This window comes from Trebonia sp., from assembly GCF_030042015.1.
Classification (GTDB): domain Bacteria; phylum Actinomycetota; class Actinomycetes; order Streptosporangiales; family Streptosporangiaceae; genus Trebonia.
The window spans coordinates 1-11,785 of record NZ_JASIAL010000411.1; the positions used below are offsets into that span (position 1 = coordinate 1).

The following is an 11,785-nucleotide window of genomic DNA, read 5'->3' on the forward strand; positions in this document are numbered from 1 at the left end:
TCTCGATGGCGTCGGCGCCGCCGGCGTCGGTGACCCACACGACCTTGCCGTCGCCGAGCACGCGGGGCAGCCGGGCGCGCAGTTCCACGGTCAGCGCCCGGGCCGGGCCGTCGCAGTGCGTGAGCCAGTGCACGGTGCCCCGCACCTCGACCACGCTGGCCTGGCCGGTCCTGTCACAGTCCAGGCCGCCCAGATGATCGGCGGCGGTCACCAGCCGGGGAGCGCGGGCAGCGGCCGGCGAGGCCAGCACCAGGTCGAGCCTGCGCGGCCCGGCATCGGCCGAGTCCAGGATCCAGATGTCCCCCGCCACGTGATAGACGATCCTGGTGCCGTCGGTAGCCGGGTTGCGGGCGTAACACCCCTCGTGCCCGGTATGCCTGCGCAGGTCCGTCCCGTCCAGCGCCGCCGAGTAGATGTTGCCGGTACCCTCATGATCAGACAGGAAGAACAGCCTGCCGGCGATCACCATCGGGCTCGCGAGCTGGCCGGGGTGCTCCGGAAGGATCCTGGTGAACCCGTGCGCCCCGGGCGCCCCGGGCGTTCCCGCGGCCCCGGCCGCGCCAGCCGCCCTGACCCAGAGCTTGCCGGTCCGGCCGCCGCGGTAGCGCTTCCAGTACGCGGGTTCCCTGGCGCCGGCGCCGGTGAGCAAGACCGTGGCTTCGGCCTCGATCGCGAGGTCGTCGACCTGGCCGAACGGCAGCTCGCGCGGCGCGGCGCCGATCGCGAACGCGCGCGGGTACTTCTGCGCGTGCTGCCCGGCCGCGCTGACCGCCAGCACCTCGCCGTCGGAGGTCCAGCCGACGGTCCTGGTGCGCGAGTCACCCCAGTACGTCCGCCTGGCCGGCTGCCCGCCTGGCTCGGTGCTCGCGGTGTACACCTCGGGCGCCCCGTCGCGGCGGCTGGTCCACGCGAGCCGCGTGCCGTCCCTGGAGAACCTCGGGTGGCCGGCCGGCGCCCGGTCGTCGGACAGCCGCCACGCGCGACCGCCGGTGACCGGGGCGAGGTAGATGTCGTCCTCGGCAGCGAACGCGAGCAGGTCGCCGTGCACGTGGGGGTACCGCAGATAAGTCACGGTTCATGCTATGGACCCCGCGGTCCTGGTGTCGCACCGCCGCAGCTCCTGGTCACAGGGGCCACTGGCAGGCGACTTCGCACACTCCATGACCATTTTCGCGCCCGTTATAGGCGATTTGTCCATGCACAAAGTGTCCAAAGTCGCACTCGCGGGACGCCCGGGACGCCCGGGACGCCCGGGACGCGGCCGCGCTGGCCGTTGCCGCCATCACGCTATGGCGCGACAGCACTTCGCGGTAAAACTGAGGCATGCGGCTGGAGTCGGTAGGCAAGCGGTACGGGCTGCGCCAGCCATGGGTGGTACGCGACGTGAGCCTCGACGCGGCGCCGGGCCGGCTGATCCGGCTCGAAGGCAGGAACGGGAGCGGCAAGTCGACGCTGCTGCGCGTCGCCGCGGGAGTGTCGCTGCCGTCAACCGGGCGGGTGACCGGACGGCCGCACACCGGGTACGTGCCCGAGCGCTTTCCCGGCACGCTGCCGTTCCCCGCGCGCGAGTACCTGCTGCACATGGCCCGGGTGCACGGACTGCGCGGCACGTCGGGCGCGCGGCGAGCCGACGAGTGGCTCGAGCGGCTGGGGGCGGCGGGCTACGCGACCCAGCCGCTGCGCGCGCTGTCGAAAGGCATGTGCCAGAAGGTGGCGATCGCGCAGGCGCTGCTGTCCAGCCCTGGGCTGCTTGTGCTCGACGAGGCGTGGACGGGCCTGGACCAGGCGGCGCGCGGTGCGCTTGACGCCGCCGCGCTCGAGCGGGTGGCCGATGGCGGAACGGTGATGTTCGCCGACCACGAGCAGGCAAGGCTCGCCGGGCGGATCAGCGAGCGGTGGCAGCTCGACGGCACGGGACGGGTGAGCGCAGCGCCCGGCGGCGCGGCCGACGGCGGGGTCGCGGGTGATGACAGCGTGCTGGTCGTGGTGCTCGCGGGGGTGGAGCCCGCCGGCGGCGCCCCGATCGCGGACATGCCAGGCGTGCTGTCGTGCAGTGTGGACGCGGGCCATGCGACCGTGCGGGTGGCCGCGCGGGCCTGCGACGAGGTGCTGCGGCGGGTGCTGTCCTGGGACGGGGTGCATGTGGCTGGCGTGCGCCAGGAGAAGGCGGCCGGCCGGTGATCGCGCTGCTGCGCTACCAGGCGGCGATCCTGCTGCGGTCGCACCGGTGGATCTTCCCGCTCATCGCCTACGGCGCGCTGATCGCCGTCGGAGCCGCGGGGTCGACGCCGCTCGCCGAGGGACTGGACTGGGGCGCGGCGATGCTGGTGCCCGTCGTCGCCTTCGTCACCAGGTCGATGCTGACGGCCGAGCCCGACGCCGCCCGCGCCTGCGCCGCCGCCGCCGCCGGGCCCGTGCGGGCGCAGCTGGCGGCGCTGCTGACCGCGCTTGGCGCCGGAGTCGTGCTCGCGATCGGCGGCGCCTGCGTCGAGGTCCTCAGCTCCGAGACCGCCAGCAACGTCAACCCTCCCCCGGCGGGGGTCGGCGTCAAGATCACGGCGCTGGCCGGCCATCCGGCGATCCTCGCGGCGGGGCTGGCCACGGCCGCCGTGTGCCTGCTTGTCGGGTCGGCTGTCGGGGCGCTGTGCAACCCGCCGCTGCTGCGCCACCCCGGCGCGGCCATGCTCGCCACGCTGGCGGTGGCGGTTTTCGCGCTGGCCTCGGGCGTCTCCCCCGCGGGCGCGGCGCTGCGCGAGAGCAGCGCCGCGCAGTCGCAGCCGCGGGCCGCGCACTGGCCGGGCGGCGTTCCGCTGGCCGCCGCCGCGTGCCTGCTCGCCGTCACCTGGACGGCGTCGACGTACGCCGCCGCCAGGCGGGAGAGCCGCTCGCCGGGCGCGGCCTGAGGTGCTCTCGCCAGCCCCGCGAACGGCGTGCCGGTCTTCCCCTCCTGGCCTCCCTCGGTAGAGCATGGCACCAGATCACTACGGGGAGGGAACAGATGGCGGACCCGAGAGTGCTGGGGATCGTGCTGGCCGGCGGCGCAGGTACCCGGCTGGCCCCGCTGACCGCCGACCGGGCCAAGCCGGCCGTGCCGTTCGGCGGCGTGTACCGTCTCGTCGACTTCGCGCTTTCCAACATGGCCAACAGCGGCATCCTCAAGATCTGCGTGCTCACCCAGTACAAGAGCCACAGCCTGGACCGGCACATCACGACGACATGGCGCACGAGCACGATGCTCGGCAACTACGTGACGCCGGTGCCCGCGCAGCAGCGGCTCGGCCCGCACTGGTACACCGGCTCGGCGGACGCGATCTTCCAGTCGATGAACCTGATCAACGACGAGGACCCGGACCTGGTGGTGGTCGTCGGCGCCGACCACGTGTACCGGATGGACCTGCGCCAGATGATCGCGCACCACATCGAGTACGGGGCGGGCGCGACCGTGGCGGCGCTGCCGGTGGCGCGGCAGGACGCCAAGGCGTTCGGCATCGTGGGCGTGGGCTCTGACGGGCGTTCCATCCAGAACTTCCTGGAAAAGCCGGCCGAGCCGCCGCCGCTGCCGGACAGCCCCGATGAGTCGTTCGCGTCGATGGGCATCTACGTGTTCGACACCAAGGTGCTGACCGACGGGCTGCGGCGGGACGCCGAAGACGACGAGAGCCGGCATGACATCGGGGGCAGCCTGGTCCCGCTGCTGGTCGGCGACGGCGGCGCGCAGGCGTATGACTTCCTGACCAACCAGGTGCCCGGCCAGACCGACCGCGACCACGGGTACTGGCGCGACGTCGGGACGATCGACGCCTACTTCGACGCGCACATGGACCTGCGGACCGTCGAGCCCATGTTCAACCTCTACAACAGCCGGTGGCCGATCCTGACCCACACGCCCGCGCTGCCCCCGGCGAAGTTCGTGCACGACAACGGCGACCGGGTCGGCCGGGCCATCGACAGCCTGGTCAGCAACGGCGTGATCGTCTCCGGCGGCCTGGTCAGGGAGTCCGTGCTGTCGCCCGGCGCCCGGATCAACAGCTGGTCGCTCGTCGAGCGGTCGGTGATCATGCACAACACGACCGTCGGCAGGCACGCGGTGGTGCGGGACGCCATCCTCGACAAGAACGTGCTCGTCCCCGAGGGCGCCCAGGTCGGGGTCGACAAGGAATACGACAGGGCTCGCGGCTTCGTCGTCTCGCCCGGCGGCATCACCGTGGTCGGCAAGGGCCAGGAGGTGCCCCAGTGAGCCGGCTGAAGGTGGCGCTGCTCACCCGCGAGTACCCGCCGGACGTGTACGGCGGGGCGGGGGTGCACGTCGAGTACCTGGCCCGGGCGCTGTCCGGGCTGGTGGACCTCACCGTGCACTGCCAGGGCGGCCCGGACCGGGCGGGCGCGGTCGCGCACCACCCGTGGGCGGAGCTGAAGGACCAGGTGCTGCGGGTCTTCTCCACCGACATGTCCATGGCTGACTCGGTGGCCGGGGCCGACGTCCTGCACTCGCACACCTGGTACGCGAACCTGGCCGGCCACCTGGGATCGCTCCTGTACGGGGTGCCGCACGTCGCCACCATGCACTCGCTTGAGCCGCTCCGGCCGTGGAAGGCCGAGCAGCTTGGCGGCGGTTACGCGCTGTCCTGCTGGGCCGAGCGGGTGGCTGCCACCTCAGCCACCGCGGTGGTGGCGGTATCGGAAGGCATGCGCGCCGACATCCTGTCCGCTTACCCCGAAATTTCCCCCGAACGCGTCCGGGTCATCTACAACGGCATAGACACCTGCGAGTACGCGCCGGACCCGTCGATCGACGTGCTGGCCCGGCTCGGCATCGACGCCGAGCGGCCGTACGTCGTCTTCGTGGGCCGGATCACCCGGCAGAAGGGCGTGCCCGTGCTGCTGCGCGCCGCCGCCATGCTCGAGCCGAGCGCGCAGCTCGTGCTGCTCGCCGGCGCGCCGGACACCCGGGAGCTGATGGGCGAGGTGACGGCCATGGTTTCCGGGCTGCAGGCGTCGCGGACCGGCGTGTTCTGGATCCCCGACATGCTGCCCAAGCGCGAGATCATCCAGCTGCTTACGCATGCGACGGTGTTCGCCTGCCCGTCGGTGTACGAGCCGCTCGGCATCGTGAACCTGGAGGCGATGGCCTGCGGGACCGCGGTGGTGGCGTCGCGGGTGGGCGGCATCCCCGAGGTGGTCCAGGGCAGCGTGACCGGGCTGCTCGTCCCGCCCAACGACCCGGCGTCGCTGGCGGACGCGCTCAACGTCCTGCTGCGCGACCCGGGGCGCGCGGCCGTGATGGGAGAGGCCGGGCGCCGGCGCGCGGTCGCCTCGTTCAGCTGGGAGACCGTCGCCGCGCAGACCGTCGAGCTGTATGGCGACCTGGTGCGGTTAGGTCCGCGCGGGCTGGCCTTCCCTTACCTGATGCGGACCGCGAGCAGGCAGGCGTCGTCGCCGGTGTCGGACTCGGCGCTTGCCAAGATCCTGGCGGCGTAGCTGTCCAGGTCCGGGCCGGAGGGGACGGCGGCGGCCGCGAACTCCGCGAGGGCGTCGCTGATCGAGGCGGCCCGCCGCTCGATGAGCCCGTCGGTGTAGAGCAGCAGGATGTCCCCGGCGCGCAGCTGGAGCGCGACCTGCTCGTACCCGGCGCCCGGCTCCATGCCGACCAGCATGCCCTCGGGCAGCGGCTGCACGGCGGCCACGCCGCCGCGCACCAGGACCGGCGGCAGGTGCCCGGCCCGCGCCCAGCGCAATTGGCGGGTCCGCGGGTCGAACCGTCCGCAGATCACGGTTCCTGTGACACCCTCGGTGAACAGGCAGGCCGCGAAGTTCAGCTGGCCGAGCAGCTCGCGGGGTTCCGCCCCGGTGGCGGCAAGCCCGCGCAAGGCGTTGCGGGCCGCGACCATGCCGGTCACCGCCTCGATGCCGTGCCCGGCGATGTCCCCGACGACGAGCAGCAGGTCGCCGCCGGGCAGCTCGAGCACGTCGTACCAGTCACCCGCGACGAGATAGCCGACCTGGGCCGGGCGGTACCGCACCGCGATGTCGACACCGGCCGTCTCGCCGGTGCTCGTTCCCGACGGCATGATCGCGCGCTGCAGCCGGATCGCCAGCTCGTGCTCTTCCGCGGCTCGCTGCTCGCTGTCGGCGAGCTGGTCACGGGTCGCGGCGAGCGCGACCTGGGTCTGGTACAGCGCGGAGACGTCCTGGAAGGCGCCGCGCAGCGCCACCACGTCGCCGTGCGCGAGAACCGGCTCGGCGAAGACCCGGATCTGCCTGACCGCCCCGTCCTCGGGGCGGACGATGCGGAACAGCGCCGCGGCCGGCTCCCGCTGCCGCAGCAGCGACTGGCGGAACCGGCGCAGCAGCGGGCGGTCGGCGGCGAGCACGTAGTCGTGCAGTTCGGACAGGGACACCGGATGTTGGGCTGGGTGCAGGCCGAAGACGGCGAACGCCGCCTCGGTCCAGCGGACAGTCCCGGTCGTGAAGTCCTCGTCCCAGCCGCCGAGCTGGCCCAGGTGCTGCACATGGCCGAGCAGTTCGGCCAGACGGCTGTCCTCGCCGGGCGGCCTGCCCCGCCAGGTGAAGACGACGCACCCGGCGTGCAGCGCGACGCGCAGGTCCGCGACCTTGGCGGCGTCGGCCTTGCCGGTCAGCGGGCCCGTCCGCGGCACGCCGACCGGCCCGGTCACCCGCTGCGCGCGGCCGTCGGCCAGGATCCGCGCGGCCCGCGCGAACAAGCCGTCGCCCGACGCGCTGTCCGGATAGGCCTGGAGCAGGGTAAGACCGGCGAGCTGCGCGGGAGAACGGCCCGCCGGGCAGATATAGCCAGGGCTGAGGTGGACGATGTCGAAGTCTGTCAGCGCGCCGCCGGAATCCCTGACCGGGCAGGCGACGAGGACGGATTCCGCTACCTGGTCGAGCAGCCGTGACACCGCCGGGTCCACGCCGTGCGGCGCCGCGCCGACGGCCCGGATCGGCAGCCGGTCATGGCTGGTTGCCAACGTCACGCCTCCCCGTCGCCACCGACCGCCTCCCGTCGCCGCGCTGAATGCACGGTACCACCTGAGCGCGAAACCTGACGGTTCTCAGCGCGATGGGCATAAAGGAGGTCTGCATTTCGCGGGCCAGGGAATATGCGTCTTCATCCCGGGCATGTTCCGCAATTGCAAATGCAAATGAGAATTCACCGGGGGCGCGTCTGGCAGCCCGGCCGGCGGCACGCCGCCGGGCCTGCACGGGCCCGGTCCGCGGGCCGGGTCTCGAAATCGTTGCAAGAGACCGCCGCAGCCGGGCAGGCGGGTTTCACCGGCGCCGGCCTAGGGTAGTGCGCTGCACCATGGCAGGAGTGCGAGCCTTCGTTCACCGTGCCAGCGGGGTGTGGTGTGGCTGAGGCACCGGCGGGGGTCGGCGTCTTCAGGCACGTCGGCTTTTTCTACCGGACCGACGAGCAGTACGCGGCCACCGTGGCCGGTTTCCTGCGCGACGGGCTGGCCGAGGGGGAGCCTGTCTTCGCCGCGGTTCCGCCCGCCAGGCTCACCCTGCTGCGGGACGCGCTCGGCGCGGACGGGCGGCGCGCCGAGTTCGCGGACATGACCGAGATGGGGCGCAACCCCGCCTGGATCATCCCGCGCGTGGCCGCGTTCACCCGCCGCCACGCCGGGCGGCACGTGCGCTACGTGGGCGAGCCGGCCTGGCCCGCGCGCAGCGCGGCCGAACTGCGGGAAGCGACCAGGCACGAGGCGCTCGTCAATCTCGCGTTCGCGGACGCCGACGCCGACATCCTGTGCCCTTATGACACGATGAACCTCGACCAGGCGGTCGTGTCCGACGCCAGGCGCACCCATCCGCTGTTGCTGTCAGGCGGCCGCCAGGGAGCGAGTTCCGCGTATGCCGTGCCGTTTCAGATCCCGCCGAGCTGCAGCCTGCCGCTGCTCGCCCCGCCCCGCGACGTCATGACGTACACGTACCGCACGGACTTGTCGCGGATCCGCGCCCTGGTGCTGCAGCACGCGAAAGAGGCGGGCCTCACGGACGCCCGTGCCAGCGACCTCGTGCTCGCGGTGAGCGAGGTGGCCGCCAACACGCTGCGGCACACGAATTCCCACGGCACGCTGACGATCTGGCACGACCAGGCCGAGATCGTCTGCGAAGTGCACGACGAGGGCACGATCACCGACCCGCTGGCCGGGCGGCGCAGGCCCGCTCCCGACACACCGGGCGGACACGGCCTCTGGCTCGTCCATCAGGTCTGCGACCTCGTGGAACTGCGCTCGGACAGCAGCGGGACGACCGTGCGCATGCACATGGCCATCGATCCCGCATCGCCGGGCGGCTAAGCCCGCCGGCACGGCATTGCTGTGGTAAAACACGGGTGTGGACCTGCTCACGACGTCTGTCGCGACGGTCGAGTCGGACCGCGGGCAATACACGCTGGTGGAGCTCGCCGGAGAAGCTGACGTGACCAACTGCGACGCGCTTCGCGAGGTGCTTGAGGCCGAAGTGGCCAGGCAGCCCCGCACGCTGATCATCGATCTCAGCGGGCTGCGCTTCATGGATTCCTCAGCGTTGCACGTGATCTTGCGGGCGAACCGGGCGATGGGCCGACAGGGCGGCGTGCTGGCGCTCGCGTCCCCGCGCGAGCCGGTGGCGAAGATGCTCCGGCTGACCGCCGCCGACCAGCTCGTTCCCGTTTACCCGACCGTGAGCGCGGCCACCGCGGGCTGACGCCGCCCCGCAAGTTCCGTGCGCGGCGTTTAGCCCGTCTCAGCGCTGGATACACTTTTTGTCAGTGGTGCCTACGACGCAGGCACGATCCACGCCAATCACGGCGTGCGTGCTCGCGCGGCCACTATCGAGTGACGTTCCCAGGCCTCCCGAGGGCTCGCCGTGACGGCTATCCGCGGTGAGGAGGCCTTCGATGAAGATCGCCCTGGTAGCGCAGCACGCGACGCCGTTCCCCGGCGACGGCGTCGCGCAGGCTGACGAGGACATCCGGCTGCGTGAGCTGAGCCAGAGCCTGGCCGCCACGGGCCACGGGGTGACCGTGTTCACCCAGCGCCACGGCACCCCGCCCCCGGCGGGCGCGGGGCCGCGCCCCGGCGTGCGGGTCGAGCACATCGGCCCGGCCGCTGCCATGGATGAGTCTGAGCTGCTCGCGCGGGTGCCGGAGTTCACCGACCGGCTGCGTGCGCGATGGAGCCGCGAGCGGCCCGACGTGGTGCACGCGCTGCGCTGGACGAGCGGCCTCGCGGCCCTTGCCGCCGCGCGAGACCTGCGCATCCCCGTGGTGCAGTCGTTCGGCTCGCTCGGCGTCGCCGAGCGGCGGCACCGGGTCATGCCGCATGACGTCGGCGCGGAACGCATCCGGCTTGAACCCGCGATCGGGCGCGGCGTCAGCGCCGTGGTCGCCGGGAGCTCGGCCGAGCAGTCGGACCTGACCCGGCTCGGGGTGCCGCGCCGGTCGATCAAGGTCATCCCGTGCGGCGTGGACACCGACGAGTTCACCCCGGAAGGCCCCGTCGCCGGGCGGACGGCCCGCCCTCGCCTGGTGACCGTGACCGACCTTGACGAGGAAGGCTCGCTGGGGACGCTGCTGCGGGCGCTGTCCAGGGTGCCGCGCGCCGAGCTGGTGGTCACGGGCGGACCGCCGCGCGAGCGGCTCGCCGCGGACCCGGCCTACCGCAGGCTCGCCGGGCTCGCCGGCTCCCTCGGCCTCCGCGGCCGGGTGCTGTTCACCGGCCAGCTGAGCCGGGGCGCGCTGCCGCCGCTGCTGCGCTCCGCCGACCTGCTCGTCAGCGTCTGCGACTACGAGCCGACGGGGGTCGTGTCCGTGGCGGCGATGGCCTGCGGCACCCCGGTCATCGCCTCGGCCGTCGGCGGCCACGTGGACGCCGTCGTCGACGGGACGACCGGCATCCTTGTCCCGCCCGGCCGCCAGGCGCTGCTCGCGCAGCGGATCAGGCAGTTGCTCGCGCACCCGATGCTGCTCCAGGCGTTCAGCATGGCGGCGGCCGACCGCGCCAGGTCCCGCTACTCCCTGGACCGGATCGCGCACGAGACCCTGGCCGTCTACGACCGCGCGCTCGACGCCGGCGCGGCGATCGCCGCCTTACCGGCGGTGGCCCATCACCCCTCACCCCCCGGAGATCGCGATGACGAACGTAACGACCGGTGCCACGGGCCTGCGGACGCGGCTGCGGCAGCTGTCCGACGACGAACTCCTCGGCCGCCTCCGCGTGCTGCCACGCGGCAGCGAGGAGCGCGCGGCCGCGTGCGAGATCCTGGTGGAGCGCCACGAGAAGCTGGTCCGGTCCTGCGTCAGGCAGTACAGGAACAGTCCCGAGCCGACCGAAGACCTGATGCAGGTTGGCTACGTGGGCCTGCTCAAGGCGATCAACAACTACGATCCGGCGATCGGCAACAGCCTGTCCGCCTACGCTGCCCCCTGCGTCAGCGGTGAGATCAAGCGGCATTTCCGTGACAAGCGCTGGCAGATCCATGTCCGGCGGTCCGCCCAGGAAGCGCTGCTCGAGCTGCGCAAGGCCACAGAAGAGCTCACCCACCAGCTTGGCCGCCAGCCCGGCGACGGCGAGCTTGCCGAGCGGCTCGGCATCAGCGACGAAGAGCTGCTCGAAGCCCGGCAGGCGGACATGGTTTTCACCACCTACTCGCTCGACGCGCCGCTGTCGGACCGCGACGAAAGCGCGGAGCTCGGCGACGTGCTCGGCGACGAGGACGCCGAGGTCGATCGCGCGATCGACATGGCGGCGCTCGCCACGCACTGGGACGAACTCCCCGAGCGCGAGCAGCGCATCCTTGTCATGCGCTTTTACGGGAACCTCACGCAGGCCGAGATCGGCACCCGCCTGGGCATCTCGCAGATGCACGTGTCCCGGCTGCTCACGCGGGCGCTCGGCCACCTGAGGGACCGGCTGCTCGACGCGGCCGTGAGCGTTTAACGGCGGACGTCGCCCGGCGGGCCGCCTAGGGCCCTAGGGCGCCGCGCCGGCCTTGACCGCGAGGATCGTGACGTCGTCCCTGAGCTCGCCCTGCGAGAACGTGGTGACGAGCTCCTGGACGGCGCGCACGGTCTCCGCCGCGGAGCGCCCTGCCGTCGCGGCGAGCGCGTCGGCGAGCCGGTCTTCGAAGATCTCCGAGTCCGCGTTCCTTGCCTCGGTCACCCCGTCGGTGTAGAAGAACAGCAGGTCGCCCTCGCCGATCTCAAGGTCAGCGCAGCTCGGCTTGGCGTCGCCGAACAGGCCGAGCGGAAGGCCGTCGCCGTCAAGGATCTCCACCCGCCCGTCGGCCCGCACGACCGCGGGGCCGGGATGGCCCGAGCTGGCGAGCCGCACCTGCAGCACGTGCTCGCGACGGCGCAGGAAGGCGAGCTTGACGGTGACGAACCTGTCGTCGTAGTCCCCCGCGAGCAGCACCTCGTTCGCCGCGGTGAGCACGTCCGCCGGCGCGGGGTGCGCGTGGACCAGGGCCCGGATCGCGTGCCGGGCCGCCGCGGTCACCGCCGCGGCGTCCTGGCCCTTGCCGCAGACGTCGCCTATCGCGACCACCCACTCGTCCCCCGCAGCGAACACGTCGTAGAAGTCGCCGCTGATCTCGTGCCACTGCGTGGCGCCGACGTAGGCCGCGGCGAAGTCAAGGCCCGGCACGGCGGGCAGCCTGGCCGGCAGCAGGCTGGCCTGCAGCGCCTCGGCCACCTCCGAGCGCTGGCGGAACACCCGGTCCACCCGGATGGCGATCGCGAGGTGCTGGCCCAGTTCCTCGGCCAGGCCAAGGTCGGCGATCC

At 72.7% G+C, this 11,785-nt stretch carries 9 protein-coding genes and 2 pseudogenes; 8 read left to right on the forward strand and 3 right to left on the reverse strand.

Annotated features, from left to right (window positions below):
• Positions 1-1,072 (reverse strand): annotated as a pseudogene (locus Q1N79_RS22145) (peptidase S41); the annotation flags it as partial.
• A gap of 251 nt (positions 1,073-1,323) precedes the next feature.
• Between Q1N79_RS22145 and Q1N79_RS22150 the strand changes: the two are divergent.
• From Q1N79_RS22150 to glgA, 4 genes are all read left to right on the forward strand, one after another.
• Positions 1,324-2,181 carry an ABC transporter ATP-binding protein gene (locus Q1N79_RS22150; protein ID WP_300611986.1) on the forward strand — a complete coding sequence of 286 codons (858 nt, stop codon included), beginning with the start codon at positions 1,324-1,326 and terminating at the stop codon, positions 2,179-2,181.
• Positions 2,178-2,903 carry a hypothetical protein gene (locus tag Q1N79_RS22155; RefSeq protein WP_300611988.1) on the forward strand — a complete coding sequence of 242 codons (726 nt, stop codon included), beginning with the start codon at positions 2,178-2,180 and terminating at the stop codon, positions 2,901-2,903. The genes Q1N79_RS22150 and Q1N79_RS22155 overlap by 4 nt, the downstream gene beginning before the upstream one ends.
• Positions 2,904-2,998: 95 nt before the next feature.
• Positions 2,999-4,237: a glucose-1-phosphate adenylyltransferase gene (gene glgC, locus Q1N79_RS22160; RefSeq protein ID WP_300611990.1), complete on the forward strand. Its 1,239-nt coding sequence runs from the start codon at positions 2,999-3,001 to the stop codon at positions 4,235-4,237.
• Positions 4,234-5,478 carry a glycogen synthase gene (glgA, locus tag Q1N79_RS22165; protein ID WP_300611992.1) on the forward strand — a complete coding sequence of 415 codons (1,245 nt, stop codon included), beginning with the start codon at positions 4,234-4,236 and terminating at the stop codon, positions 5,476-5,478. The genes glgC and glgA overlap by 4 nt, the downstream gene beginning before the upstream one ends.
• On the opposite strand, the gene Q1N79_RS22170 is transcribed toward glgA, so the two are convergent.
• Positions 5,400-6,992, reverse strand: coding sequence for a SpoIIE family protein phosphatase (locus Q1N79_RS22170; RefSeq protein WP_300611994.1), 1,593 nt, complete (start codon positions 6,990-6,992; stop codon positions 5,400-5,402). The two genes, glgA and Q1N79_RS22170, sit on opposite strands and share 79 nt — an antisense overlap.
• 375 nt (positions 6,993-7,367) lie before the next feature.
• Between Q1N79_RS22170 and Q1N79_RS22175 the strand changes: the two genes are divergently transcribed.
• The 4 genes and pseudogenes from Q1N79_RS22175 (at position 7,368) to Q1N79_RS22190 (ending at position 10,943) form a co-directional block, all read left to right on the forward strand.
• Complete coding sequence (locus tag Q1N79_RS22175; protein ID WP_300611995.1) at positions 7,368-8,321, forward strand: sensor histidine kinase; 954 nt, start codon at positions 7,368-7,370, stop codon at positions 8,319-8,321.
• Between the two features lie 37 nt (positions 8,322-8,358).
• Positions 8,359-8,709, forward strand: a complete 351-nt coding sequence (locus Q1N79_RS22180; protein ID WP_300611997.1) for an STAS domain-containing protein — start codon at positions 8,359-8,361, stop codon at positions 8,707-8,709.
• A gap of 193 nt (positions 8,710-8,902) precedes the next feature.
• Positions 8,903-10,036: pseudogene (locus Q1N79_RS22185) on the forward strand (glycosyltransferase); the annotation flags it as partial.
• Positions 10,037-10,136: 100 nt separating this feature from the next.
• Entirely contained in the window at positions 10,137-10,943 is an 807-nt protein-coding gene (locus tag Q1N79_RS22190) for a SigB/SigF/SigG family RNA polymerase sigma factor (protein ID WP_300611999.1), read from the forward strand.
• A 33-nt stretch (positions 10,944-10,976) separates the two neighbouring features.
• Here Q1N79_RS22190 and Q1N79_RS22195 read toward each other — a convergent pair.
• Positions 10,977-11,785: PP2C family protein-serine/threonine phosphatase (locus Q1N79_RS22195; RefSeq protein ID WP_300612001.1), on the reverse strand; the 809-nt coding region annotated here is incomplete at its 5' end.

Bases quoted from the DNA above. Each gene is read 5' to 3' on its own strand.
- glgC (WP_300611990.1), top strand. From the start codon at position 2,999: ATGGCGGACCCGAGAGTGCTGGGGATCGTGCTGGCCGGCGGCGCAGGT.
- Q1N79_RS22190 (WP_300611999.1), top strand. From the start codon at position 10,137: ATGACGAACGTAACGACCGGTGCCACGGGCCTGCGGACGCGGCTGCGG.
- Q1N79_RS22150 (WP_300611986.1), top strand. From the start codon at position 1,324: ATGCGGCTGGAGTCGGTAGGCAAGCGGTACGGGCTGCGCCAGCCATGG.